Source organism: Flavobacterium sp. 1 (assembly GCF_002797935.1).
In the GTDB taxonomy this organism is placed as follows: domain Bacteria; phylum Bacteroidota; class Bacteroidia; order Flavobacteriales; family Flavobacteriaceae; genus Flavobacterium.
Window position 1 is genome coordinate 151,228 of the sequence record NZ_PGER01000001.1, and the last position, 26,929, is coordinate 178,156.

Below are 26,929 nucleotides of genomic sequence, written 5' to 3' on the forward strand. Positions count from 1 at the left end.
TATGATTATGGGCTGCTACAAGCTAACTTATAATTCATAATTTATAACTCATACATTTAAAATATGCTGACAATAATTGACAAATACATTTTAAAAAGATATTTAGCCACTTTTGCGGTGATGCTTTTGCTGTTTGCTCCTATTGGAATGATTATAGACATATCGGAGAAGATTAATAAAATGATTGAGAATCAGGTGCCGGTTTTAAAAATTGCCATTTATTATTATCATTTTACGATTTACTTTATGAATAACCTCTTTCCGATATTCTTGTTTATATCAGTTATTTGGTTTACTTCCAAGCTGGCAAATGATACTGAGATTATTGCCATTTTAAGTTCAGGTATTTCGTTTACGCGGTTTATGAGGCCTTATATTATCGGAGCTTCTATCATATCAGTTATCGTTTTGCTGATGGGGTTTTGGGTTATTCCTGTTTCCAGTGAAGGGTATAATAATTTCCGGTACACCTATCTGCGGAATGATGGTAAGGCACTTATGCGGGGCGATAATACTGATGTGTACAGACAGATAAGCGATAATGAGTTTATCTATGTAAACAGCTTTAATAATGAGTCTCAAATGGCTTTTAATTTTTCGTTAGAACGGTTTAAAAAAGAAAAATTAGAATATAAAATCACAGCCAGCAGAATCAAATGGAATCCTAAAGAAAAGAACTATACGCTGTATGATTTTACCAAAAGAACTGTTGGTCCTGAAAATGATGTGATTGTAAAAGCACCGGAAAAGAAGATGAAATTCAGTTTTGATCTGGAAGACCTGGCTCCAGTGGTTTATATCGCTGAAACTCTGAGTTTGGGAGATTTGAATGCTTTTATTGATAAGGAAAAAAAGCGAGGATCTTCTAATATCAATGTTTATTTGGTGGTTTTATATAAAAAATACAGTGTGCCCGTTTCGGCATTTATATTAACGATTATAGCCGTTTCGGTGTCTTCAATGAAACGAAGAGGAGGGATGGGAGTCAATCTTGCTATTGGAATTGCAGTAGCATTTTCATTTGTCTTTTTTGATAAAATATTTGGTGTACTAGCCGAAAAATCAAGTTTTTCGCCACTTTTGGCTGTTTGGCTGCCTAATATAGTTTTTGGAATATTAGCTGTTTATCTACTACGAAATGCAAAACGATAATTTAAAGAGTTACCTTAATTTACATTTAATTGTTTTTATTTGGGGGTTTACAGCAATTTTAGGAGCATTAATTACGATACAATCTGAATTTTTAGTTTGGTACAGAATGTTTTTTGCAGCTCTTTTTTTGGCTCTTTTTCTTTACATAAAGAAAAAATCATTTAAAGTTGCTCCCAAAGTTTTAATGAAATTCCTGTTTGTGGGACTTTTAATTGCATTGCACTGGATTTTCTTTTTTGAAGCTATAAAAGTCTCTACGGTATCCATTACCTTGTCGGTTTTTTCATTAGGAGCATTCTTTGCATCCTTATTAGAACCCTTATTTTATGGAAGAAAAGTGCTTTGGTACGAAGTGTTTTTTGGGTTAATCATTATTGCAGGTTTAGGACTGATTATGCAAGTGGAGATTAATTACTGGAACGGAATGGTATTGGCATTGATTTCCATTATATTAGGCGTGTTGTTTACTTTGATGAACGGAAAGTTAATTGTGAATCATAATCCTTCGGTAATTTCGTTTTATGAGTTTTTGGCAGGTTTTATTTTCATCTCGATTTATTTTTTATTTCGAGGTTCTTTCTCAGTAGAAAATTTTGTGATGTCGGCTAAAAATTGGATTCTGATTTTAATTTTAGCTTCGGTTTGTACTGCTTATGCCTTTACGGCTTCGGTAAAAGTAATGCGCCGATTATCGCCATATACGGTGATGTTAACCACTAATTTAGAGCCTGTTTACGGAATTGTGCTGGCTTATTTTATCATTGGCGGAAAAGAAAAAATGAGTACAGAATTTTATATTGGTGCTGTTGTAATTGTAATTACAGTGCTTCTAAACGGTGTCATAAAACATTATAGAAAAGAAGATTAATTGTAAGATTTTTTGTTGTTGAAAAACCTATTTTTTCTACTTGAACAAAAAAATAAGTGTATAATGATATTAAATTTTATATTTGCAGTTCCAAATCAAAAAAATAAGAACAATAATAAATACGCGCAAATCCTATGGAATATTTAGATTTTGAGCTTCCTATAAAAGAACTTGAAGAGCAATTAGATAAATGTGTTGTTATTGGTTTAGAATCGGATGTTGATGTTACCAATACGTGTAAGCAGATCAACAAAAAATTAGAGGAAACCAAAAAGCAGATTTACAAAAACTTAACCGCTTGGCAGCGTGTACAATTATCAAGACATCCAAGCAGACCTTATACGCTTGATCATATAAGAGGACTTTGCGGAGACACTTTTTTAGAGATGCATGGCGACAGAGGTTTTAAAGATGATAAAGCCATGATTGGCGGTTTAGGAAAAATTGGCGGACAGTCTTTTATGATTGTAGGACAGCAAAAAGGGTTCAATACCAAGACACGCCAATATAGAAATTTTGGGATGGCAAATCCTGAAGGATACAGAAAAGCCCTGCGTTTGATGAAAATGGCTGAAAAATTTAATATTCCAATTGTAACTTTAATAGATACTCCGGGTGCTTATCCAGGTTTAGAAGCTGAAGAGCGCGGACAGGGAGAAGCCATTGCAAGAAATATTTTTGAAATGGTTCTTTTAAAAGTGCCTGTAATAACAATTATTGTAGGTGAAGGTGCTTCAGGTGGTGCATTAGGAATTGGTGTTGGAGACCGAGTTTATATGTTGGAAAATACTTGGTATTCCGTTATATCGCCAGAATCCTGTTCGTCTATCTTATGGAAAAGCTGGGATTTTAAAGAGCAGGCAGCCGAAGCCTTAAAATTGACTTCAGCTGATATGAAAAAACAAAAATTAGTCGATGATATTATACCAGAACCTTTAGGGGGGGCTCATTATGACAGAGAGACTACTTTTACCACGGTAGAGCAGTACATCTTAAAGGGATATAACGAATTGAAAGACTTATCAACAGCCGATTTAATCGCTCAGAGAATGGATAAATACTGTAAAATGGGGGAGTTTAAAGAGTAAACAGCCAATTTTAAGATCTTAATCCGAAGCCTTACCGTTTCGGATTTTTTTTTGGTTATAAACAAAAAAGAAGTATTTATAAACAATAAATCGTAATAACTCAATTGTGATTTTTTTTTAATTTTAGTTACTTTCGCTATATGGAAAATTTCAAAAATATGAGTCCGATTAAAGTGGACAAAACAACTATTATAAATCTAGAAAAAGGAAAATTACCCCCACAGGCATTAGATTTAGAAGAAGCTGTTCTTGGGGCTATGATGATTGATAAAAAAGGTGTAGATGAGGTAATTGATATCCTGCAGCCTGACGCGTTTTATAAAGATGCACACAAATATATTTTTGAAGCTATTATACAATTATTCAACGATACGCAGCCAATCGATTTATTGACCGTTTCGGCTCAGCTTCGTAAGAATGCAAAATTAGATCTTGCCGGAGGTGATTTTTATCTTATTCAGCTTACGCAGAAGATTTCATCATCGGCTCACATCGAATTTCACTCTAGAATTATTCTTCAGAAGTTTATTCAGCGAAGCTTGATTAGAATTTCATCTGAAATTATTGAAGCTTCCTATGATGAAACTACCGATGTTTTTGATTTATTAGATCAGGCCGAATCCAAGCTCTATGAAGTTACTCAAGGAAATATCAAACGTAGTTCCGAAACCGCTCAAAGTTTAGTACTGCAGGCAAAAAAACGTATTGAAGAAATTGCAGGACAGGAAGGACTTTCTGGTGTAGCGACTGGTTTTGATAAACTGGATAAATTAACTTCTGGATGGCAGCCAAGTGATTTAATTATTATTGCGGCGAGACCTGCGATGGGAAAAACAGCCTTTATTTTATCTATGGCCAGAAATATAGCTATCGATTTTGGGCATCCTGTGGCTTTGTTTTCGTTAGAGATGGCATCGGTACAGCTGATTACCAGACTGATTTCATCCGAAACGGGATTATCTTCGGAGAAACTGCGTACCGGAAAATTAGAGAAACATGAGTGGGAACAGCTGAGTACCAAAGTAAAGAATTTAGAAAAGGCCCCACTTTTTATTGATGATACTCCATCGTTATCTATTTTTGATTTACGTGCAAAAGCTAGACGTTTAGTATCGCAGCATGGTATCAAGATTATTATTATCGATTATTTGCAGCTGATGACTGCCGGCGGTAATGGAAAAGGCGGAGGAAACAGAGAGCAGGAAATCTCGACGATCTCCCGAAATTTAAAAGCACTGGCAAAGGAATTAAATGTTCCTGTAATTGCACTGTCACAGTTATCGCGTGCTGTAGAAACGCGTGGTTCGAGCAAAAGGCCTTTGCTGTCGGATCTTCGTGAATCTGGAGCGATTGAGCAGGATGCTGATATTGTTTCTTTTTTATACCGTCCTGAATATTATAAAATTGATGAATGGGATGATGAAGAAGCATCTCCAACAGCCGGTCAGGCTGAAATTATGATTGCCAAACACAGAAATGGCGGTATCGAAAACGTTCGTCTGAAATTTATTGGGCATTTAGGGCGTTTTGATAATTTAGAAGATTATAGTGGCGGATATGATGATTTACCTTCAAGCATGAATCATGATGAAAGTCCATTTATTACCAAAAATCTTCCATCGGCGAATGAAGCTTTTGGAAGCAATTTTAATAATGATGACGATGATGATGGCGATGTTCCTTTTTAAAATGTAATGAGGATCTGATTTTTGAAAAGAAAACATTCTCAATTAATTTGATAAGTAAATTTAGATTAAACAGCTGTAAAATTAATTTTGCAGCTGTTTTTTTTTTGACTCGTGTATTCTCAATAAAATATTTGAAAGCACACTTTGGACTAATAATACCATTTAGAAATATAAAATAATCTAATTCTATCTCCCTCTCCTTTGGAGAGGGTTGGGTTGAGGTTAAACAAAAACTATTTTATATTTCCAAATGGTATAAATTAGTATAAAAAGGTTTTTTTGCCCGAGGGTTTTAATTGCTTCAAAGCCTAAATAGAATTTAATTTTTAAGAGAATTATTTTTTTAATTATTTATATATAAATAGATTGAGTGTTGAATAAATATTATTTTTGTGTTTTTTATTAGGAAAATTACTAACTACTATGTATATTTGTTATATGTAATTGTAAATTATATCTGATTTTTTTAATCAGATATGTAAATAGAATTATTTTTATTTATTGAGCCAAACTGTTATTCAAGGAGAGTAATTATTTTATTAGTTAAACCTAAACAAATATGGGAAAAAGAATGGTGCTTCAAGGGTTTAATATTTCCCAATGCCAAAATCAATTATCGGCAGCAGTTCGTACGCTGGAAATGGATAGAAAACGAATTACTCAAGACTTGCACGATGATCTGGGCTCAAAGTTAAATGTGATTTCTCTAAATTGTCATTTGTTAAAAATTCCAAATTTATCTCAAAAGGATATTGAAGAAATAACCAAAAATATTATAGAATATACTTCGAAGGCATTGATAAGCTCTAAAAAACTGACTCATAGTCTGCTTCCTCCGGTTTTAGAAAAGTTTGGTCTTCATGCAGGAATTGAGGAATTATGTTCTGAATTAATTGATGCCAAAACTGTAGATATTCAATATGTAAATAATGTAAAGTTTGATTTTAAAGACAATGAAAAGAATATTCATGTTTTTAGAATTTTACAGGAATTGCTTGCTAATTCAATTCAACATGGAAAAGCAACTTCAATATCGATTTCTTTTAATGAAATTGATGGGGTAAAAACCTGTAATTATTCGGATAATGGGATTGGTTTTGATTTGAATCAGCTGCAAGGCCACGAAGGGTTAGGAATGAAAAATGTGTCAGGCAGAGTAGCAATTCTGGGTGGAGACCTCACGATTGAATCACAAATGAATGAAGGGATTTCGGTTTTTTTTAATTTTTAAATTATGGACAAAGCATTAAAAATGATTTTAGTTGATGATGAAGTACTTTTTCGAAAAGGGATTTCTTTTTTATTGACTCGAGAAAAAAATATTGAAGTCCTTTTTGAAGCTTCAAACGGTCTGGAACTGATGGAGTTTTTAAAAGGAGACAATTCCAAGCCTGATATTATAGTCATGGATTTGAAAATGCCCTTCCTTAATGGAATTGAAGCGACAAAGATTATCCGCAGAGATTATCCGGATATAAAAATTATCGCATTAACCAGCTATGATTCAAAATCATTTATAGCAAACATGATCGATGTGGGTGCTGTCTCCTATTTGGTAAAGAATACAACGCCGCAGGAATTGTTTGCGACTATCAATGAAGTAGCTGAAAAAGGGTTTTATTATTCAGATTATGTTTTGAATATTATTCAGAAAGATATTGTTACCAATAAAAAAACCAAATGCAGTTTTGATTCTAATTTTATCACTTCTCGGGAACTGGAAGTTTTACAGCTCATCTGCAAACAAAAAAGCACTGTAGAAATTGGCGAAAAATTATTCATAAGCCCAAGAACAGTCGAAGGGCATAGAAATAACTTACTGCTGAAAACGGAGTCCAAAAACATTGCTGGATTGGTTGTTTTTGCCATACAGCATGAATTAGTTTCTTTGGATATATAATAGAAGTGTATGAAAAAGTTTTATTTTGCATTATTATAAAAGATAAAATAAGTTCTTTAATTGCTTACCATTATCTTTGTTTTAAAATAGTTTTAGAATGATACGCAAAATACTTTTTTTTACATTTATTTTTCTAGTGTCGATTTCTTCCAGAGCATCTTTTATTTTGCTGCCAATGGATGAAACCACGCAGCAAAATCATCTTAAAGCATACGGAATTACCTATTGGTGTTTAGCTAAAGAGTATAAAGCAAGCTGGCTGCTTAATTACCGCGGAGGCTCTTTTTTATTGCCCGATGCCGAAGAAATTAGAAAAGAATGCCAAATTCGGGGTGTAAGTTTTGAAGTGCTTTCAGATGCAGAAGAAACCGCAATACTGAATGAAATTTCCAGCCCGTCCCAAAACATGGAGACCGTTATTCTGGAAAAAGCCCCAAAAGTTGCCGTTTATACCCCAAAAGGCAAACAGCCATGGGACGATGCAGTAACCCTGGTTTTGACTTATGCCGAAATTCCTTTTACGCCTATCTACGATGAAGAAGTACTAAGTGACCAATTAGTAATGTATGATTGGCTGCATCTGCATCACGAAGATTATACAGGGCAATACGGTAAATTTTATGGAGCCTACAAAAATGTTCCTTGGTATATTGATCAAAAAAGAGATGCTGAAGCTTTGGCTAAAAAGTTAGGGTATGAAAAAGTATCTCAGGAAAAAGGAGCTGTTGCCAAAAAAATTAGAGATTTTGTCATAGGTGGCGGTTTTTTATTTGCTATGTGTTCGGCAACAGACAGTTTTGATATTGCTTTGGCGGCAGATGGAATTGATATTTGCGAATCCATGTTTGACGGAGATCCAAGTGAAGCCAATTATCAGTCTAAACTGAATTTCAGTAATACTTTTGCTTTCAAAAATTTTACTTTGGAACGAAAACCAGAGGAATATGAATTTTCGAACATCGATATGACTTCGAAAAGAAGAATTCCAATGGATAAAGATTATTTTACTTTGATGGAATATTCGGCCAAATGGGATTTTATTCCAAGTATGCTATGCCAAAACCATACGCAGTTAATCAAAGGATTTATGGGACAAACCACAGCTTTTGATTCCGAATTTGTAAAATCGAATGTGTTAGTAATGGGAACTTGTGAACTGGATGGTGAAGCACGTTATATACATGGCGAAAAAGGAAAAGGAATGTTTACTTTTTACGGAGGCCACGATCCCGAAGATTACCAGCATCAAGTGGGAGATCCTGCGACAGTCTTGGATTTGCATCCCAATTCTCCAGGCTATCGATTAATTTTAAATAATGTGCTCTTCCCAGCTGCAAGAAAGAAAAAACAAAAAACGTAAAAAAGTGATTAGCCATTAGTTCTTAGTCATTAGCTTTTAGCTACTTGCTATTAACTTGTTTGTTTTTTAGAATTATCTGCAACTAATACCAAACAGATAGAATTAGCCACAGATTAAAAAGATTTACACAGATTTTTTTAAAAAGTGTAATTAAATCTGTGAGAATCTTTTTAATCAGTGGCAAAAAAATATACATGGTACTCTTTGCGGACAGTCATATTGTTTTTTAAGCGTATTTCATTAATTCATAGAAAATTCAAACCAAATAGGAAGATGGTCGGATATTTTTCGGGCTTCTTTTAAGGAAATGAATTTCTCATAAAATAAGACTGCATCCGATTTTATATAGTTTATGGAACTGGTTTTATAAAATATATTGTCATACTCAGAGGCCAAACAATTGGAACCTTTGCATTTCATTTTTAATGATGTCTTTTGATTTTTCAAAATAGGGGCAAAGCCCATTTGCTTTAAAGGCGTAAAAACCGAATGCGACTGCGGACAATTGAAATCTCCCGCAAACAGTAAATTTAAATTGGGATAGACTTGTGGCAGAAGCTTAAAATATTTAATCTCGGTTTCGGGCTGTTTATTTTTGGTTATGGCGTGAAAGGAGGCAATAGTAATAGATTTTCCTTTGATTTCAAAAGTGGCAAAATAAGGTTCGCGGTCTATTTCCAAATGGTATTGCTGTTCCAGCCAAGGTTTACCTTTTAGTTTCACGGCACTCGTTTTCCAGAGAAAAGCATAGCGTTCGGTTTTATAAGCAGTGCTGGAGGTGGGGTCACTTATTCGATAATCCCATTTTGCACCTTTTCGATTGAGTTCATCGGCAAGTTTTGCAACAGCCTGTGCTCCTCCGTTTCCCGCGACTACTTCTTGAATCGTCACAATATCATAGTCTTTTACAGTATTGGCAATAAATACAATTTCTTGATAGGATTTGGATTTTCCAAAATTTTCAAGATTCCAGGAAAGGAGTTTGGTTTGGGAATAAAAGGAGGTGAAAAAAAGTAAAAAAAGAAAACAGAATATTTTGTTCATGGATTGGAATTATTGCCCAAATATAAAGATTGCAAAAGGAATTATAAGCCTTCTCAGTCACAAAGAATTCTTTTTAATTTACTTCCAGTTTATAAATATTGCCCTCTTCGTCTGTGCCTTTTAGTTTGCCATAATCAATCCATTCTACATGAATATCGATGGTTTCTTTATCTCTGTTGATGATTATGCCTGCGCCGTATTTGCCTTTTACATTGATAGCACCCGATACTGAGTCTCCTTCTTGATCCAAACCATTTACCTCATAGTTGTATTTATACCAAACGCATTTAATTTTTAGACCAAATTTGATCTAAAAAGACGTAGGCATAACCACAGATACTCATTACCTCTTTTTTACTTGTGTTTTTAACTGCAGTAATAATGAAATCTTCTACATCTTCGATTGAATTATAAAATTTATTAGAAAATTCTCTTTTGTATTTTGCCCACATTTTTTCGGCTGGATTAAGTTCCGGGCTATATGGTGGCAGGAAAACCAAAACAATATTTTCTGGAACGATCAATCTTTTAGCCTTATGGAATCGCCCATTATCCAATACCATTATTTTGAGTTCTTTGGGGTTTTCTTTTGAAAAATTATTTAGAAAAATTTGAAAATTATCAGTGTTGCAATGTGGAAGTATTAATTGAAAATGATCCCCTGTTATGGGCGAAAAAGCCCCAGAAAGCCATGTTGATTTAAAAACTTGTTGGAAAGTGCAAATTGGTTTAACCCTAATTGCAGTAACTGATTTTCCATTTCGAGTAAATAAGCCAAAACGTGACTCATCTTGAAAATATAAATTTACAGAGCTAAAATCGCCTACAGCATTTAGTGCTGTTTCTTGACAGATTCTTCCGAAGTCTTTTTAAAAGAGCTTCCTAGGTCTTCATCTTTTTTGACATGACTTTTGCGGGCAACTTTTACACTTGATTTAAAATTTCTGATGCAGTAATAAAGCAAGGTGTTGTAATTAAAGCTTTTTCCAGTTTCTTTTTCAATCCAATCTTTTAATTCTACATAACCTTGAAGCCCATTTTGAGGGTTATTGAGTTTTGTTTCCAACATCGTGTGTTCAGCAGCATTAAAAACAGATGGCTTGAAGCCTGTTTTTCCATGTTTAATCAAACCATCAATTCCAGAATTGAGGTATAATGTCCGCCATTTCTGAACACTGTTTGGGTCAACCCCTGCTAATTTAGCAACTTCACGTCTAGAAATCCCTGTTTCTTCATTTTGCTTCAAAATTAAAAGTACTCTCAAGCGTTGTCCAATAAATGGAATAGATTGCTTAAGTAGATTTTTAATCTCTTTTTCAGTTTCCTTAATTACCAAAATTTTTGGATGTGCCATGATCACTGTTATAATATAGTCCAAATGTAATCTAAAAAAAACAATTATCAAAATTGGTATTTATTATATTTTTGTTTGGTAATATAATTGCCAGAGGTTCCAGTGCGGTATTCATAATGATAATGAATGTCTTTATGATAGGTCTTGGCTTCTTCGGGCGTAATGGTTTTGATGTCATCTGGAGTGATAACTGCTTTGTAGAACGATTGCGGTTTTAGTTTTTGAGGTTCTTTTTTACAGGAAGTTAGCAGCCAGAATGAAAATAGGATGAAAAGTAGTTTTTTAATCATAGTGATTTTGTTTCAAATCTAAAGGCATAATGTATTAGTTCCATGTTGGAAACCGTAAATGATAGATATAAAAGACTTTATATTCTCATAAATTAATCTTTTTTGGATATAAAATCCTTTATAATTTTATCCATATTAGAAGGTAAATCAGCATTTCTTATTTTGAATCTTTTTACTTTCATAGATTGGAACCAATTTGTCCAATAGGTTTTTATCACATCTTCTTCGTAAGGATTTTTTGGATTTGGGTTAATCCCTAATACAAAAATTTCGAGATTCGATAAATCATTATTAGCTTTCAAAAAGCCTAATTTTTGTTTTATTATTTTTTTATTCCATTCGGAGCTATTTAATTTGTTGCTTTTTATTGATTCAGGGGTAAGATATGTTGTGAAATTTTCCTCTTTCATTTGAGTGTCTTTGTAAAAGATATAGCCATCGGTTAATATCACAAGAATATTTCGATATTCTTTTTCTACACAATAATCATTAATTTTTGTCTTAAAGAATCTCCATATATCAGAACCAATATAATTCCCATCTTTAATTGCAAGATTGTATATTTTTAAAGGGTAATTTGCATAAATTGATTTGATGTTTTTTATCAATTCTTTTGAATCATTTGCTTTGTTAATTTCAATTTTTAATTCTTTTGAAATTTTGTTTATCTCTGGATTAAGTGGAGTTGGGTCAAAAAACAACTGAATTTTATCATGCGCTCTTATTACTTTTTTGCTTCGAACATGTTCTGTAAAAGCTTCAGAAACTGAATTGATGAAGCCAACATCTCTAAGGTAATATTCCATTGTTGGATTGGGATATTTCGTTGGACTGATTCTATCTGATAAATCAAGCAGCAAACTGATGTTTAAATTTTCAGAAACATCTTTTGTTTTTGCAGTATTGTTATCTTCTCCTTTTTCTTCATTTTTGCAAGAAAAAGCCAAAACGGTAAATAATAACATGATTGTTAGCTTAATATTTAGTTTCATAATGTCTAGTTTTTAGAATATACTAAGTGTTGGAAATCTGGATCAATAAGATTTAGCTGTTTCAGATGTTCTACCGAAGTAGATTCACAACTCACTAATAATTCTTCTTTTTCTCTGTGCGGCAATGCAATTTCAGTTCCAATTGCCTGATACCATCCTTCTTTGTATTGATGATGATAATTAAGATATTCTTTGACAGGAAAAACAAATCCGTCTATTTTAGATTGTAATTCTCTGATTGTGCCATTAATGCTTACAACTTTTTGTTTGAAATCATTTAGCTTATTTGAGTTCTCTAATTTGACTTTTCCTAAATTGGCTAATTCTTCTTTTTTTCCACGAATGAATACTCTGATTTTATCCATATTCTCATGTTCTTTCATTACAAAGTCAAATACCAGCCCCCAAATAATATACACTACAAAACCTGCAAAAATTATCATCCAAAATTCTGCTTGTTCTAATGCAATTCTTAAATTATAAGTTGGAGAATCTGGTGTTTTATTGAAATCGTATATTTTTTTCTCAATGATATAAGCCAATAATCCATCAAATAAGAAAGTAATAGCAAATAGAGCAATCATTCTAAAAGTGTTTTTTATTCCTTTACCTTTTTGAACCATATGAATTATATATCCCAGTCCCATAAATACAAACGGAATAGTAATAACTAAAACGCCTTCTAACCAGCTTGCTTTGAATGAATTTGTGAGAGCATCGGCATCAAAAATGGCAGCGGTTAAGCTATCGTCTGAAAATTCTTTGAAGAATGCCGAGTAAGATGCCGAGATATAAAAGACTAATAAATAAAGTGTTATTGGAAGTATTAGAATTAAACCAACATAGAATTGTGCTTTTTGACCTTTACCATCATCGATATATTTTTTTGGATTGACTTTTACATCAACAATTTCTTGCTGGATATTGTCTATTATGCTATTAAATTCAGATTCTTTTTGTTCATAAATAGCGATTGCAGTTTCACTTTTTTTAAGTTCGGTTTTGTTCTTTTCTTGTTCCTCTTTGTAGGGTTGTTTTAATCTTTCTTGTTCTAAAATTTGTTTTCGACATTGGTCTTCAAAACTGCTGAATAAATTTTGCAGGCATGCTCTTAAAACAATAGGTCTGCCTGTTGCTCTAACTGAAGCGGCAAAACCACTTTGGTAGTAAGTTATTCGGATTTGCTCTCTGTCTTCCTCGTTTTCTTCAAAAGAGTTTGATTGCGGTTCTTCAACTTTTTTTAAACTGAATATTTGTTGCAGTGATTTCATAAATTAAGAATTTAATTGATTAATAATTTCCTGTTTGCCAATTCCTTTTTGAACGCAATCAATCAGGTAATTAGCTAATTCATCTATGTTCTCTTCCAGGAATTCAAATTTCTTGCAATACTTTTTTAGAGTGTTCATTTCATCAATAGTGATATGACCATCAGCCCAAATAATTCTAGTCAAGTCGTATAAATATTCAATCCTTGTATTTAAATCATTTGGAATACTTAAATCACTATTTATCGGATTTAAGAATAATCTATCTAACTCTTCTTTGGGGATTCCTCTTTCATCAGCAAATTGATATAACATTTGAAGTTCCAAAACATCAAAGTTGTCATCTGCTAAAGCCATTTGATATAATCGAAGAAAATGACTTTTTAATTCTAGTGTTATCATTGATTCATTCATGTTTTAAAAATTTAATAGTTTAGAAAAGACAAACCCAATAGTTCCTGTTTCTTCAACTTTTATTTTTGACCATTCTCCAGTTTTTTCAATAAAAACAACTGTATCACCATAACTTAGTTTTTCTAGAATTATAGATTTAGTACTGGGTTTTTCTCTAAGGTTAATTGTTTCTGAATAAATAGTTATGGATTCATTTTCATAATAAACTTTTGTCTCTTGAACAGGTTCGTAATAATAAGTTGAAGTTTTTGTTTTTCTCTTAGGTTTTGGAGTTGTATAAGAACTATTTGAAGATGAACTACTACAAACTCCACAAGTGCCACCATTAGAGCAGTGAGCACATCTTGAACAATTACTGCAGGCAGAACAGTATACTGAACCAGTGCATCTTCCTCCATTTTTAACAATTTTTGTGCAATTATATTTAGAAGTTATTTTCTTTTCTGATGTATCAGAAAAATAAAAAGTTAGCATCGTGAGTATTAATATGCAAAGTGTTTTCATAATTTATTATTTACTTGATCAGATTCTTTTACGCAGTTTCACGGGAATTATTTTATTGCAACTTTTCTAAATTGATATTATTAATAGAATCAATATTCCTAGTACAGTTAAAAGCATCATGCATCCACTATTTTTCGCTGTACTAAAATTTTTTCTATAAGAAACACCAGAGACACCGGTTCTAACCGAAAAACCTTTGTTACTTATAGTGCCTGCTTTGGTTCGAATACTTGGAGAAATGCCCGATTTGCTAATGTTTAACCCTAAACCACCGCCTAGGTTAACTCTTTTTCTAAAGCTTAATCCCATGATTTTTCAACTTGTATGGCAAGCATTTGAACAAGTATAACAGCCATTGGTTTTTGTATATGTTTTCTTCGCCTCTTTAACAGCATCATCACAATTTGAAAATTGTCCTAAGTATTTTTTATCCGAAGGAATATAAATGCAATCGCTAGTATGGACTTCATGATCTCCGTTTGATTGTGCTTTGTTGTTTACATAATAGGTTTTCATAGCTTTAATTTTTAAATAGTTGCCTACTCTTTATAGGATTTTCGGCTATTTCCTTTTTTAAATAGATATTTTTCAATCTTTTTCATATCCTCCCACCGTCTCCAACAACTCTTTCTCAAATAAATAAATATCATCAATGGTCTGAATCGATTGGCGAATTTCGCTTTTATCAGTATTGAAAAGCCCGATGTATTTTTTGCCGTTGTTGAGGTGTAGTCTGCACAATGGTTTTCGATTGTTATCGTCTAATAAAATTCCAAAATAGGATTGCGTGTCGCGGGAAACAATTCTGCTGGTTGGAAGTTTTCGCCTCAAAATAGCCACTACAATTCTAAAGGCTTCAAGTTCTTCTTCGCTGGTGCAAATTTTGCTTTCTTCTGTTGCAGATTCAATTTGTTCTTCTTGTTGTAAGGATTCTTTAGTGAGAGCGGCTTTGAGTCGGTCATTTATTTTGTCACTAATGAATTGATTGAAACCTTTTTGAACCAAATCTTTAAATTCATCCATCACTTTTTCAGTCAATCGGCCTGAATAGACTTTATTAGCAAACAGTTTTACAAATTCATTGGACGGATTGGACAATTCATCATTAATCTGTTTTTTGATTTCCTGTATGTATTTTAAGGAACTGGCATTGCTTACAATATGATTGACATCAAAACTGGATTTGTGGAATTTTGCAATTTCATTAATCACATTGTCTTTTAGTGAAGTGATTTCGAATTCCAGAAATGGTTTTGCATCCATTTTGTTTTTCTCGTCCAAATCTGTGAAAAACTGATAGGTAATCCCATTGGTTAAAAGAGCAAAACGGGTTTTGGTTACATGGAAATAGCGAAACAATTGCGAATTATGAACGGATAATTTCTCCTTCCAATTTTTGCATTCGATAATCAGGATTGGAGCTCCATCTTGAATAATGGCATAATCAACTTTCTCGCCTTTCTTGAGACCAATATCGGCTGTGAATTCGGGTACTACTTCGGTTGGATTGAAAGTGTCGTAGCCTAAGATGTTGATAAAAGGAAGCACAAAAGCATGTTTTGTTGATTCTTCGGTTTCAATTTTATCTTTCAGCTGATTAATTTTATCAGCTAAAGATTTCAGTTGGGTAGAGAATTCCATAGGTTTTATGAATTAAGATAAATCTTCAGTTTCGGCTATTGGAGCATCAATTTTGACTCTTTCAATTGCAGTATCTCTATCGGATACGTTCGGGTACATATTGCTGGTTCCAATCACTTGACCATTATTTTGAGATTTTAGGACAAAATAATATTTGGAGTTGTCAGATGTTTTTCTGTCGTAATTTTTATCCAAAGGAGCATTTGTTTTTACGGACTCAATTCCGTTTTTGCAATTTTGTTTTGTAGTGTACATTTCACTTTTTAAAACAATAGCTATATCTTTTGACCATAGATTAAAATAGAATTGATCGTTAGTGCTTTTTTTAATGATAAATTTTGGAAATTTCATGAATTGGTTTTTTTATTTGATTAATAATTATTCAAACTTAAAACCATTAAAAATCAATTCCTTACGGTAATCCGTAAAGAGGCAAAATATTTTACTTCAAAAAAAGGGATTGTGAATAAAATAAAAAGACCTAACAGATTCCGTAAAATCTGTTAGGTCAATAATAAAGAGTTTTGCTTAAATCAATCCTAAATCTTTGGCAATAGCCACAAGATGAGTTGGATTGTTTGCCTTGAAGTATATTTTGAGTTTATTGAGGCGTTTTTCGATGGTGCTTTTACTGTTAGGAGAAATTCCAGCTTCTTTAAATGTGGCTTCCATATTTTCCTGAGTCACGCCAATAGAAAGATATTTAATCAGTTGGATGTCATAATTGTCTATTTCATTGATAGTCTTGTCTTGCAAAATATTGCTCAATTCTGGAGATAAGTATTTTTGAGTGTCTTTGTAAACCACTTCAACCGCTTTCTTGAGCTCCGGAATACTGTTTCGGCCTTTCATGACAAATCCATTGATGCTGTATTTGTCAAAAAGCGATTTTATGCGATAGGATTTGTCTTCGATAGAAAAGGCAATTATTTTTATTTCAGGAAATAATTGTTTTACTGCTGCTATTAATTCCTCGCCAGAGTTGAGGGTATTTTTTCTGTAATCGATTTTAAACGACAAATCGGAGATCAATAATTCATAGGGTTCGTTGTCTTTATAGCCTTTTTTAATTTTTAGCAAAGCGTCATCACAATATTTTGCAAAAGCAATTTCGGGAACTTCAAGTTCTTCAAGAACCTGTACTGCCGCAATATCATTAAAATCGATGTCATCTACTATCAAAACTTTTTTGAACATAATTAGTAATTATTTAGGGATTGCTATTTTAACCTTAAAACCTTTAGTGGTTTCTGAGTCAAAAATAATAGTTCCATTGATGGTATGAATACGGTTTTCCACATTGGAGAGTCCGTTTTTTAAAATTAAGGAATCTTTTATTCCAACTCCATCGTCAGAATAATTGATTTCAATGTGTTTTTCATTCGAATCAAAACTGATAACAGCAAAAGAACACTGACTGTGTTTTTTCATGTTGACCATCAATTCCTGTAATACTCTGTGCAGGGCAATTTTTTTTTCGGGTTCGATTTTTTGCCAATTGATATCGCCATTATCTTTAATAATTATTTTTACATGATCGTTATTGTAACCCGACAGCATTTCTTTTAGTTCTTCTTCAAACCTGGCACCCATTTCTATTTTACTGTTTTCTCTTGATATGTTTCGGGTTAAAGCATATATTTTATCCAGACTGCCTAGTAGCGTTTCTTTTTTTATTGGATTTTGTAAATCCTGGGTTTCTGCAAAAGCCATTGTTTGGTAAACATCATTGGCTAATTCGTCATGCAGTTTTTTGGATATTCGGGTTTCACTTTCATAAACTGCTTTTTGTTTTTCCTTTTTATTTTTCTTTTGCCAATAATAGTAATAGAATGTGGCAGTTATAATTCCTAAGAAGATAAAAAAATAGGAAACATAATTTTTGTTTTTCTGCCGTTCCAGTTCTAAGGCATTCTCTGCTTTTTGGGCTTTTAGAACTAGGTTTTCATTTTTTTCTTTTGTTGAATCGTATTTGATTTTTGCAAATTGATTTTTTGCTTTTTGAGTAGCTTTATTGAGGCTGTCATTGATGCGGAAGTAGATTTCTGTGAATTTTTTGGATTGATTGCCAGTACTGTTTTTAATTAATTGCTTCAAAGATTTCAAACGATCATTTACATTATTTACTTTGGTGGCTTTTGCATAGGATAATTGGGCATAATGGCATGATAAAACAGGATTGGTCTGATCATAAAACTCGGATAAGTGTTGGTAGGAAGAAGTTAGTCCAAAATCATCCTTTATTTGTTTCCTAATTTTTAGAGCCTGATTGATATAATCCAAACCTTTTTTGGAATTTCCAGTTTTGAAATAGGAGAAGCCTAGATTGTCAAGTACGCGGGCGTAATTTTCATTGTTCTCTATAACTTCTTTTACAGATAGTAAAGGGGTAAGAATTTGTATAGCATCTTCATAATTCTGCTTGTCTATATAAATAACAGCAATATTGTTTTTAAGTATTGTTTTTTGTAATTCATTTTCAGCAATTTTCAGAGCTTGATTGTAATAATAAATGGCATTTTCGTAATCAAAAAGGCTTTTATAGTTAATGCCTAGAATATTATATATCGCAATTTTATATTGATTATCAGTCTTTTTGTTGAAAAATGATATTGCTTCTGTCGCACTGGTTTCGCTGTTCGCATAATCGCCTTGTATTTGCTGAATAGCAGACATTCTCAGTAAGGAATAAATAATTTTTACTTTCTCTTCAGATGGATTACATGCTAGTTTTGATTTATTATAATAAAAAAAGGCTCTGTTGTATTGTGAATCTGCAAAATATTTTTCAGCATAGTCAATGTAGATTTGATATGCCGCATTACTTTTTTCATTTTTAATTATATGCGATTTTTTATTGCAGCCAAATAGAGCCAATAGAACTATAAGCGATAAATAAAAATTCGGGAAATGTAACTTTTTTGTTATCATTCCCCGAAAATACTCAAATTAATTAAAACCGTAATGATTTTGAATTAATAACCTAAAATTATTACTTTGGAGGGGTTACCGGTATTTGTCCGCTTTGGCCATCACCGTCAGCATTTATTTGTTGCTTATTTGTTTTTGGAGTTGTCTCCACATCATCATTGGTACAAGAAGCCATTGCTACTGCTGCAATGATATAACACGATACTAAAAATATTCTTTTCATTTTATTGGATTTAAAAATTAGACATAGATTGGGCTGTTCGATTTTAAAATCGAATCGTTGCCTGAATAGGCTAGCCATTAAAAACTGTTTGTTCTTTTGCTTGTGGGAAGTGAAGTGTGCTAAAACAGTATAGTATTATTTATACTTCCCGAATAAACGTACTACGCTGTATAGCAACACTTTTTTGGAACTAGTTTTGTACATTTGTTCTTATCGCGAAATAGAACAAGAACTAATTCTGAAGCAAAGGAATGCCGTTTCTGCTGAAAGATTTCAATGGAATTCCGGTAATTCCAGTAATTCCTATTGATTCCTAAAATTCCTAATATGATTGGACAGCAAAATACCCTCGAAGAGTATAAGAAGACAATTAGACTGAAATATGAAGAAGAAAAGACTGGTGTTTATTCTAGTTTTTTTATTAATCCATCAAGGGCAAAACTTAGAAAGTTATGTATTGAGCGGATGAAGATGAATATAAATCATGATGATTTTTCTAGTTTTACTATCTTTTTTGGTTTTAATTTTGATATAGGAAATTTAAATAAATTAAAATCTCAAACAGATAAGTTTAGACCGATTGAAACTTTTTTTAAAGGGAAAACAGATTTGTCTGATATTGAAGGAATTAATATTGCAGCGCTTCTTGTCGATTTTAATCCAAGGCCTTTTAATAGGTATAGACAAAATAAAGGTACTCATGAGATAAATGATGAAATTTTTTCAGAAGAAATGGACGATGAAATTGAAGGCAATAGCAAGGATTTAGGAGTAGTTATTAAAGAAGAAGTAAATAATAAAACGATGAGAAAGAGAATTATCATTCCCCTCGCATTCGTATCCTTGTTTTTTATGGGATATACCGTAAAGAATATAATTTTTCCATCCAAAGAATGTATGCAGTGGAAAGAAAATCATTATGAAGCGGTTGATTGTTCTAATGACAAACTTGGAATTGGTCAATTGACTTTAATTGTTCCTATTGATGACAAAATAATGAAGCTGGAAAAGTTGGATTCAAAGGCTGGATTAGAGTTTTTTAAAAATGAGAAGCCTATAGTTTGGTACTATAAAAAGGATGGTGAAATTGAATTATTTAATCAGCCGGGATTTCATCCTGAAACAGGGAAACAACTAAAACCAATTACTCCTTATATTATTGAGAAATACAAATTGAGGGGCAAAGATTAGAAGTAAGGAAGTTATAATTTTCTCATTGCTTTTATTTTCCAAAATGATAAATATCATATTAGAATTATAAAATGTAAAGTATTTTTACTGAGCAAAATCTGAAATTGTATTTTGTTCAGCAGTTACTTTTTGATCTTAATCACATAGCGTTTTGAAAAATTTATCTAAAGTTTTAGTTCTATTATTTCCCTTTTTAATTTTCGGTCAAGGGACATCCAAAAAAGAAGTTAATCAGCAGGTTCAAACCTGGGTTTCTTTGAATACTGTAACAAAATTTGCAGAGCATTGGGGAGTTGTTGCCGATGTTCATCTTCGTGAAAACGAGTTTTTTGAAAGCAATAATTTTTATTTTCTAAGAGGCGGAGTTTCTTATATTCCAAATGCTTCTGTTTCTATTACTGGCGGTTACGCACACATGTGGCTAGCACCAACGAAAGAAGGATGGTCAACTTATGCAGATGAAAACAGGGTATATGAACAAGTACAGTTAGCTACCAAAGTTGGAAAAGTAAGCATTCTTCAAAGATTGCGAAACGAGCAAAGATGGCAGGAAAAAATGGCGAATGACGAGCCTACTGGCGAACTTCGTTTTACGGACAGAATACGTTATTTGGCCAGTTTTACCATTCCGATATTCACTGATAAAAAAATGCCTTCATTGGTTGTATCCGATGAGCTGTTAATCCATTTTGGAAAGGAGGCAGTCTATAATACATTTGACCAAAACAGATTGTTTATTGGCATTAAACAAAATATCACTCCAAAATTAAGTTATGATTTGGGTTATATGAATGTTTACCAACAAAAATATTCAGGCTATCAGTACGATATGAATCATACGATCCGATTGTTTTTTTATCTTAACACCACTCTAAAACATAAAATACCCGAACATTCTTAAGAGGTGTATTCTATCAATTTGAGGTTCGAAGTTTTTTTTAATCGAACAAAAATCTTTTATCGTAATTTATTTATGTATTAACTTTAATGCTAATTTAGAAGCTTAATACATCAGTATATGTAACGGGCATGACCGATATTGGCGTCAAATCCAATTAAGATATGCGGATTATATATTACATTAAAAAACAATAAATTGCTACTTATGAAAACAACAAGAAAAGAGCATGACTTTCTAGGTGAATTGGAAATTCCTGATCATTTGTATTATGGGATTCAAACTTTCAGAGCCGTCGAGAATTTTAATATTACCGGCATTCCAATTTCAAAAGAGCCACTGTTTATAAAAGCATTGGGATATGTAAAAAAAGCAGCGGCAAGGGCTAATCTGGATTGCGGGGCTTTGGATGCTAAAATTGTTGAAGCCATTTGTTACGGCAGTGATCAGGTAATTGAGGGTAAATATGATAAGGAATTTGTTAGCGATTTGATTCAGGGCGGTGCTGGTACATCAGTAAATATGAATGCCAATGAGGTTATTGCTAATATTGGATTGGAATATTTAGGGCATAAAAAAGGGGAGTATAATTTTCTCCATCCAAATAATCATGTGAATTGTTCTCAATCTACAAACGATGCATATCCATCAGCTTTTAGGATAGCATTGTATTTAAAAATGGATCATTTTATAAAAACTGTTGAAAATCTCGAAAAAGCTTTTGCCGCAAAAGGCACGGAATTCAAGGAGGTTTTAAAAATGGGACGCACGCAGCTGCAGGATGCAGTGCCAATGACTTTGGGACAAGAATTCCATTCCTACGCAACAACAATAGGAGAGGATGTTTTAAGGCTAAAAGATGCTCAAAGTTTAGTGTTAGATATTAATATGGGAGCAACAGCTATCGGAACTAAAGTAAATGCACCCGAAGGCTATCCTGAAATTTGCGTTAATTATCTGGCTAAAGAAATAGGAATCCCGTTAACCTTGTCTCCAGATTTGATTGAAGCAACGGTTGATACTGGAGCGTATGTTCAGATTATGGGAACAATGAAAAGAACAGCGGTTAAGATTTCCAAAATCTGTAATGATTTGAGATTGCTGAGTTCTGGTCCTCGGACAGGATTCAATGAAATTAACCTGCCAGCGCGTCAGCCGGGTTCTTCAATTATGCCTGGAAAAGTAAATCCCGTAATTCCAGAAGTGGTCAATCAAACCTGTTTTTATGTGATAGGGCAAGATTTAACGGTTACTATGGCTGCCGAAGCTGGTCAACTACAGCTGAACGTGATGGAACCTGTTATCGCTTTTGCAATGTTTACGTCATTGGATTATTTGTCAAACGCCATTCAAACATTAATTGATAAATGTATTATTGGGATTACCGCCAATGAACAGCACTGCTATAATATGGTGATGAACAGTATTGGGATTGTTACTCAGCTAAACCCGATTTTAGGATATGAAGAAAGTGCTAGTATTGCTGGTGAAGCTTTGAAAACAGGAAAGAGTGTTCACCAGATTGCAGTTGTCGAACGCAAATTAATCACTCAGGATAAATGGGATGAAATTTATTCGTTAGATAACTTAATCAATCCAAAATTTATTACTTCATAAAAGTGTAAAGTGATTAAACGATTCGATCTATAACAAAAATAAAAACAAGAAAAGCCCAATCGTGAGATTGGGCTTTTCTATATAAGTAAGTAATTCTAAATTGAGTTTATATAACGTTTATTTTACTTTATTAAGTACTGCTTTGAAAGCTTCTGGGTGATTCATCGCTAAATCAGCAAGAACTTTACGGTTCAATTCGATTCCGTTAGCTTTTACTTTACCCATGAATTGAGAATAAGACATCCCTTCCAATCTAGCTCCAGCGTTGATACGTTGAATCCATAATGCACGGAAATTTCTTTTATTCACTTTTCTGTCACGGTAAGCGTAGCACATTGCTTTCTCTACCGCATTCTTAGCAACTGTCCAAACGTTTTTACGTCTACCAAAGAAACCTTTGGCTTGCTTCATTATTTTTTTTCTTCTTGCTCTTTTAGCAACTGAATTTACCGATCTTGGCATAATTTTTATTGTTTTTTTGTAGCAGGCGTCCTGAATTTAATCAAAGGAACTTATGGCCATACTCCAAGGTTATTGAAATTGTTTTTAACCTAAAGATTATTCTTTCCTTTTCCTACTCCCTCTCCTTTGGGGAGGGCTGGGGTGGGGATTATATAATTCTTAATTGTTGTTTGATGCTTTTCATATCTGTAGAGTGAACTAGTGCTGAGTGAGTCAAAGCTAATTTACGTTTTTTAGATTTTTTAGTCAAGATGTGACTTTTAAAAGCATGCTTTCTCTTAATCTTTCCAGAACCAGTAACTTTAAAACGTTTCTTGGCGCTAGATTTGGTTTTCATTTTAGGCATTTTTTCCTAGTGTTTTAATTTATTATTACTTACTTATTTTTTAAGTAATAAGCTATCGGTCAATAGTCATTAGTTGTGAAACTTTTGGCTGGTGCCTTTTGCCTAGTTACTATTTTTTCTTCTTAGGAGCAATAAACATAATCATTCTCTTTCCTTCAAGAACAGGCATTGCTTCAACTTTTCCGTGTTCTTCTAAATCTGTTGCCAATCTTAATAATAAAATTTGACCTTGATCTTTGTAGATAATTGAGCGTCCTTTAAAGAATACGAAAGCTTTTAATTTAGCTCCTTCTTTCAAGAATTTTTCAGCATTCTTTCTCTTAAATTCGTAATCATGCTCATCTGTTTGAGGACCAAAACGTATTTCTTTCACTACTACTTGAGTAGATTTTGCTTTCAGTGCCTTATCACGTTTCTTTTGTTCGTAAACAAATTTCTTGTAATCCATGATTTTACAAACCGGTGGCTCTGCGTTTGGAGAAATCTCAACTAAATCCAATTCAAATTGGTCAGCTAATCTTAAAGCTTCTGCAAGTTTAAAAACTCCAGGCTCTATGTTTTCACCCACAAGTCTTACTTCTTGTACACCGCGAATAAAATTATTTATTCTGTGTGCATCCTTTTTTTCTACGCGAGGTTGGTAACCTCTGTTGCTTCTTATTGCTATGACTTTATAATTTAAGTTAAACTGTAAATACTTTTAATGTTTTTTTGATTTCCTCGTCAACAATCGAAGCAAATTCTTCTATTGTAACGCTGATATTGCCTTTTCCTTCTTGACCATGACGGCGAATAGAAATGGTTCCGTTTTTCTCTTCTTCCTCACCTACAATCAGCATAAACGGGATTTTCTGCATTTCTGCATCTCTGATTTTCTTTCCTATTGTCTCGCTTCTGTTGTCAATTAGGGCGCGAATTTCGTGATTTTCTAGCAGATTTAAAACTTTTTTAGCATAATTTTCATATTTCTCGCTCAAAGACAGTATAATTGCCTGCTCAGGCATTAACCAAAGTGGGAAATTTCCTGCTGTATGTTCCAGTAAGATCGCAATAAATCGTTCCATAGATCCAAAAGGTGCTCTGTGAATCATTACGGGTCTATGTAGTTCATTGTCAGATCCTTTGTAAGTCAATTCAAAACGCTCCGGTAAATTGTAATCTACTTGAATCGTCCCTAGTTGCCATTGTCTGCCTAAAGCATCCTTTACCATGAAATCCAGTTTTGGACCGTAGAAAGCAGCCTCTCCGTATTCAACAACGGTATTTAGTCCTTTGTCTGCTGCTGCATTGATAATAGCATTCTCTGCTTTCTCCCAATTTTCGTCAGAACCTATATATTTATCCCTGTTTACTTGGTCTCTCAAAGAAATCTGTGCTGTAAAGTTTTCAAAACCTAAAGAGCCAAATACATATAGTACCAAGTCGATTACTTTTTTAAACTCTTCATCCAATTGTTCTGGAGTACAAAAAATATGGGCATCGTCCTGAGTAAACCCGCGAACACGAGTTAAACCGTGTAATTCACCGCTTTGTTCATATCTGTAAACTGTTCCAAACTCAGCGTAGCGCTTTGGTAAATCTTTGTATGACCAAGGTCTTACATTGTAGATTTCACAGTGATGAGGACAGTTCATGGGTTTCAATAAAAACTCTTCACCTTCAGCAGGTGTATTGATAGGCTGGAAACTGTCTGCACCGTATTTAGCATAGTGACCAGAAGTTACATATAATTCTTTTTGTCCAATATGCGGAGTTACAACTTGCTCATAACCTGCTTTTTTCTGTGCTTTTTTCAAAAATTGCTCTAATCTGTCTCTCAAAGCAGCTCCTTTTGGTAGCCATAATGGCAAACCAGCGCCTACTTTTTGAGAAAAAGCAAACAATTCTAATTCTTTTCCTAGTTTTCTATGGTCACGGCGTTTTGCTTCTTCCAGTAATTCTAGGTATTCAGTTAGATCTTTTTGTTTCGGAAATGAAGTTCCATAAACACGAGTCAGCTGTTTGTTTTTCTCGTCACCTCTCCAGTAAGCTCCGGCAACGCTCATTACTTTCATTGCTTTAATGATGCCAGTGTTTGGAATATGGCCTCCGCGGCATAAATCGGTAAAGGTAGAATGATCGCAAAAAGTAATAGTTCCGTCTTCAAGATTAGTAATCAGTTCGGTTTTATAAACATTGTCTTTGTATATTTCCAATGCTTCTGCTTTAGTAACCGGACGCAGTTTAAACTCATGTTTTCCTCTTGAAATTTCAAGAACACGATCTTCAATTTTTTTAAAATCAGCCTCAGTAATCTTTTGGTCTCCAAAATCTACATCGTAGTAGAATCCATTAGAGATTGCAGGGCCAAGAGTTAATTGAATCCCAGGATACATCTCTTCAAGCACTTGCGCCATAACGTGTGAAGTTGAATGCCAAAAAGCTTTTTTGCCATCAGCATCATTCCAAGTATATAATGTAAGACTGCCGTCGGTCGTCAGTGGTGTAGATGTTTCAATAGTTGTACCATTAAAAGAAGCCGAAATCACATTTCTGGCAAATCCTTCACTGATGCTTTTTGCAACATCCATCGGAGTTACTTCTGGAGCAAACTCTCTAACTGACCCATCGGGCAAAGTAATCTTAATCATTGTTTTTTATATTTTAAGATTGCAAATATAAAGTATTAACAAAACACATACAATAGGTATATAAGGTTTGTTCTATATATAAGTGTAAAATCAAATTGAGTGTAGTCGTAAAAACATCAATCCAAATAGTCAGGAGCTATTTCCAGCTGTACACTATATCTATTGTCCCGAACCCCGGGACAATAGGATGCCGCTTTCATCTGGGCTAGGGCATCAGTTTTCATAAGAAGCGAAGAGGAAAATCTACACTTAATATATAATTAGGTAAAGAAGTATTCAGGGAAAATGGATTCCTTAAATACTCCTAATGCTGTCAAGAAGGGCTTTTTCTCTTAAATTTACCAAGAGCAAAGGCGCAGAGTTGCAAAGAAAGTAGTTTCAAACTTTGAGTCTTTGCGTCTCTGCGAGAAAATAAAGCATTGTTAATGGTATTTGGCACAATCCTCAAGAGGGCTGAGCGCCCAAAGAAAGGCCAAAATTAGCGAGAATTTCCCGAAAACTCCCAAATCAGTAAAAAAGGCCATTGTGTAAACAGCCATAAACCAATACATTAATAAATAATGAAAAAATAGTTAAGAAAAGCTATTGTTTAAACGAATAAACTATCTACTTTTGCACCCGCAACAACGCGGACGTTCATAGAAATCCTGACAAGCCCACTAAATCGAAACGAAAATTTATTTTCAAAAAAGATTAAAAAAAGCTTGTGAGATTTAAAAACGGATGTTACTTTTGCACCCCGCTAAATGGGCAAAGTTATTTGAAATACTGATGAGAAAAAGAGAAGAAAGGGAAAATAAATTTTTCCAAAAAAACTTCAAAAAATTCTTGCCAGTTAGAAATAAATTGCTACTTTTGCACCCGCTTTGAGAAACAAACGAAAGGCGAAAAGCGTAGAGATTCACTGTTGTGAATCTTAACAAAAAAAGAGAAGACAACGTTCCTAGACATATTGAATTGACAGCCGTTTTGGTCGAAAGATCAGAACAAAAGAAATAAGAGTAATAGAATCGGAAGATTTGAGAAAAGACCACTAGAATTTGAGTCGCATAAAACAGCTTAATTTAT

The 26,929-nt window shown here is 33.3% G+C and carries 29 protein-coding genes; 10 read left to right on the top strand and 19 right to left on the bottom strand.

The genetic code is table 11. The annotated features are described in order from the left end of the window. Positions 1-63 precede the first annotated feature (63 nt). From CLU83_RS00690 to CLU83_RS00720, 7 genes are all read left to right on the top strand, one after another. On the top strand, positions 64-1,152 hold the full coding sequence (locus tag CLU83_RS00690) for an LptF/LptG family permease (RefSeq protein ID WP_100429843.1): 1,089 nt from the start codon (positions 64-66) through the stop codon (positions 1,150-1,152). After that, the gene (locus CLU83_RS00695; RefSeq protein WP_100429844.1) at positions 1,139-2,020 is read left to right on the top strand and encodes a DMT family transporter; all 882 of its coding nucleotides are present in this window, start codon (positions 1,139-1,141) and stop codon (positions 2,018-2,020) included. The genes CLU83_RS00690 and CLU83_RS00695 overlap by 14 nt, the downstream gene beginning before the upstream one ends. Positions 2,021-2,154: 134 nt before the next feature. Continuing rightward, complete coding sequence (locus tag CLU83_RS00700; RefSeq protein WP_100429845.1) at positions 2,155-3,108, top strand: acetyl-CoA carboxylase carboxyltransferase subunit alpha; 954 nt, start codon at positions 2,155-2,157, stop codon at positions 3,106-3,108. A gap of 140 nt (positions 3,109-3,248) precedes the next feature. Beyond that, entirely contained in the window at positions 3,249-4,796 is a 1,548-nt protein-coding gene (dnaB, locus tag CLU83_RS00705; protein WP_100429846.1) for a replicative DNA helicase, read from the top strand. 559 nt (positions 4,797-5,355) lie between these two features. Next, positions 5,356-6,027: a sensor histidine kinase gene (locus tag CLU83_RS00710; protein ID WP_100429847.1), complete on the top strand. Its 672-nt coding sequence runs from the start codon at positions 5,356-5,358 to the stop codon at positions 6,025-6,027. A gap of 3 nt (positions 6,028-6,030) precedes the next feature. Next, positions 6,031-6,696: a response regulator transcription factor gene (locus CLU83_RS00715; protein WP_100429848.1), complete on the top strand. Its 666-nt coding sequence runs from the start codon at positions 6,031-6,033 to the stop codon at positions 6,694-6,696. Between the two features lie 97 nt (positions 6,697-6,793). Next, positions 6,794-8,056, top strand: coding sequence for an asparagine synthetase B (locus tag CLU83_RS00720; protein ID WP_100429849.1), 1,263 nt, complete (start codon positions 6,794-6,796; stop codon positions 8,054-8,056). Positions 8,057-8,296: 240 nt separating this feature from the next. Here CLU83_RS00720 and CLU83_RS00725 read toward each other — a convergent pair whose 3' ends face one another. From CLU83_RS00725 to CLU83_RS00795, 15 genes are all read right to left on the bottom strand, one after another. Next, complete coding sequence (locus tag CLU83_RS00725; RefSeq protein ID WP_100429850.1) at positions 8,297-9,100, bottom strand: endonuclease/exonuclease/phosphatase family protein; 804 nt, start codon at positions 9,098-9,100, stop codon at positions 8,297-8,299. A gap of 73 nt (positions 9,101-9,173) precedes the next feature. Beyond that, the gene (locus tag CLU83_RS21975) at positions 9,174-9,350 is read right to left on the bottom strand and encodes a hypothetical protein (RefSeq protein WP_157801959.1); all 177 of its coding nucleotides are present in this window, start codon (positions 9,348-9,350) and stop codon (positions 9,174-9,176) included. A gap of 37 nt (positions 9,351-9,387) precedes the next feature. Continuing rightward, positions 9,388-9,954 carry an IS630 family transposase gene (locus CLU83_RS00730; protein ID WP_100429851.1) on the bottom strand — a complete coding sequence of 189 codons (567 nt, stop codon included), beginning with the start codon at positions 9,952-9,954 and terminating at the stop codon, positions 9,388-9,390. Next, positions 9,933-10,454 carry a helix-turn-helix domain-containing protein gene (locus CLU83_RS00735; protein ID WP_100429852.1) on the bottom strand — a complete coding sequence of 174 codons (522 nt, stop codon included), beginning with the start codon at positions 10,452-10,454 and terminating at the stop codon, positions 9,933-9,935. The genes CLU83_RS00730 and CLU83_RS00735 overlap by 22 nt, the downstream gene beginning before the upstream one ends. Positions 10,455-10,501: 47 nt before the next feature. Next, the gene (locus CLU83_RS00740) at positions 10,502-10,744 is read right to left on the bottom strand and encodes a hypothetical protein (RefSeq protein ID WP_100429853.1); all 243 of its coding nucleotides are present in this window, start codon (positions 10,742-10,744) and stop codon (positions 10,502-10,504) included. A 92-nt stretch (positions 10,745-10,836) separates the two neighbouring features. Continuing rightward, positions 10,837-11,736, bottom strand: coding sequence for a hypothetical protein (locus CLU83_RS00745; RefSeq protein WP_100429854.1), 900 nt, complete (start codon positions 11,734-11,736; stop codon positions 10,837-10,839). A 5-nt stretch (positions 11,737-11,741) separates the two neighbouring features. Continuing rightward, complete coding sequence (locus CLU83_RS00750) at positions 11,742-13,007, bottom strand: ABC transporter permease (RefSeq protein ID WP_100429855.1); 1,266 nt, start codon at positions 13,005-13,007, stop codon at positions 11,742-11,744. Positions 13,008-13,010: 3 nt separating this feature from the next. Then, positions 13,011-13,406, bottom strand: a complete 396-nt coding sequence (locus CLU83_RS00755; protein WP_100433564.1) for a TerB family tellurite resistance protein — start codon at positions 13,404-13,406, stop codon at positions 13,011-13,013. A gap of 15 nt (positions 13,407-13,421) precedes the next feature. After that, the gene (locus tag CLU83_RS00760) at positions 13,422-13,922 is read right to left on the bottom strand and encodes an SH3 domain-containing protein (RefSeq protein ID WP_100429856.1); all 501 of its coding nucleotides are present in this window, start codon (positions 13,920-13,922) and stop codon (positions 13,422-13,424) included. A gap of 315 nt (positions 13,923-14,237) precedes the next feature. Continuing rightward, positions 14,238-14,438 (bottom strand): hypothetical protein, encoded by a 201-nt coding sequence (locus tag CLU83_RS00770; protein ID WP_100429858.1) that lies wholly within the window; start codon positions 14,436-14,438, stop codon positions 14,238-14,240. A gap of 72 nt (positions 14,439-14,510) precedes the next feature. Next, positions 14,511-15,563, bottom strand: coding sequence for a type I restriction endonuclease (locus tag CLU83_RS00775; protein ID WP_100429859.1), 1,053 nt, complete (start codon positions 15,561-15,563; stop codon positions 14,511-14,513). Between the two features lie 12 nt (positions 15,564-15,575). Beyond that, positions 15,576-15,914 carry a YegP family protein gene (locus CLU83_RS00780; RefSeq protein WP_100429860.1) on the bottom strand — a complete coding sequence of 113 codons (339 nt, stop codon included), beginning with the start codon at positions 15,912-15,914 and terminating at the stop codon, positions 15,576-15,578. A gap of 177 nt (positions 15,915-16,091) precedes the next feature. Beyond that, positions 16,092-16,760: a response regulator transcription factor gene (locus CLU83_RS00785; protein WP_100429861.1), complete on the bottom strand. Its 669-nt coding sequence runs from the start codon at positions 16,758-16,760 to the stop codon at positions 16,092-16,094. A 9-nt stretch (positions 16,761-16,769) separates the two neighbouring features. Continuing rightward, complete coding sequence (locus tag CLU83_RS00790) at positions 16,770-18,494, bottom strand: tetratricopeptide repeat protein (RefSeq protein WP_100429862.1); 1,725 nt, start codon at positions 18,492-18,494, stop codon at positions 16,770-16,772. 61 nt (positions 18,495-18,555) lie between these two features. Next, the gene (locus CLU83_RS00795; RefSeq protein WP_157801960.1) at positions 18,556-18,717 is read right to left on the bottom strand and encodes a hypothetical protein; all 162 of its coding nucleotides are present in this window, start codon (positions 18,715-18,717) and stop codon (positions 18,556-18,558) included. A 327-nt stretch (positions 18,718-19,044) separates the two neighbouring features. Here CLU83_RS00795 and CLU83_RS00800 point away from each other — a divergent pair, with 327 nt between their 5' ends. The 3 genes from CLU83_RS00800 to aspA all read left to right on the top strand — a co-directional run bounded on the left by CLU83_RS00800 (position 19,045) and on the right by aspA (position 22,423). After that, positions 19,045-19,908 (top strand): hypothetical protein, encoded by an 864-nt coding sequence (locus tag CLU83_RS00800; RefSeq protein WP_100429864.1) that lies wholly within the window; start codon positions 19,045-19,047, stop codon positions 19,906-19,908. A 151-nt stretch (positions 19,909-20,059) separates the two neighbouring features. Then, positions 20,060-20,809 (top strand): DUF2490 domain-containing protein, encoded by a 750-nt coding sequence (locus CLU83_RS00805; RefSeq protein ID WP_100429865.1) that lies wholly within the window; start codon positions 20,060-20,062, stop codon positions 20,807-20,809. A 204-nt stretch (positions 20,810-21,013) separates the two neighbouring features. Next, a complete protein-coding gene (aspA, locus tag CLU83_RS00810) occupies positions 21,014-22,423 on the top strand; it encodes an aspartate ammonia-lyase (protein ID WP_100429866.1) in 1,410 nt (469 codons plus the stop codon). A gap of 117 nt (positions 22,424-22,540) precedes the next feature. Here aspA and rplT read toward each other — a convergent pair whose 3' ends face one another. The 4 genes from rplT to thrS form a co-directional block, all read right to left on the bottom strand. Then, positions 22,541-22,885 carry a 50S ribosomal protein L20 gene (gene rplT, locus CLU83_RS00815; RefSeq protein ID WP_035633036.1) on the bottom strand — a complete coding sequence of 115 codons (345 nt, stop codon included), beginning with the start codon at positions 22,883-22,885 and terminating at the stop codon, positions 22,541-22,543. Positions 22,886-23,033: 148 nt separating this feature from the next. Beyond that, complete coding sequence (rpmI, locus tag CLU83_RS00820; RefSeq protein ID WP_007810722.1) at positions 23,034-23,231, bottom strand: 50S ribosomal protein L35; 198 nt, start codon at positions 23,229-23,231, stop codon at positions 23,034-23,036. Between the two features lie 109 nt (positions 23,232-23,340). Then, positions 23,341-23,892, bottom strand: coding sequence for a translation initiation factor IF-3 (gene infC / locus CLU83_RS00825; RefSeq protein ID WP_100429867.1), 552 nt, complete (start codon positions 23,890-23,892; stop codon positions 23,341-23,343). 22 nt (positions 23,893-23,914) lie between these two features. Beyond that, positions 23,915-25,861 carry a threonine--tRNA ligase gene (gene thrS / locus CLU83_RS00830; RefSeq protein WP_100429868.1) on the bottom strand — a complete coding sequence of 649 codons (1,947 nt, stop codon included), beginning with the start codon at positions 25,859-25,861 and terminating at the stop codon, positions 23,915-23,917. Positions 25,862-26,929: the final 1,068 nt, after the last annotated feature.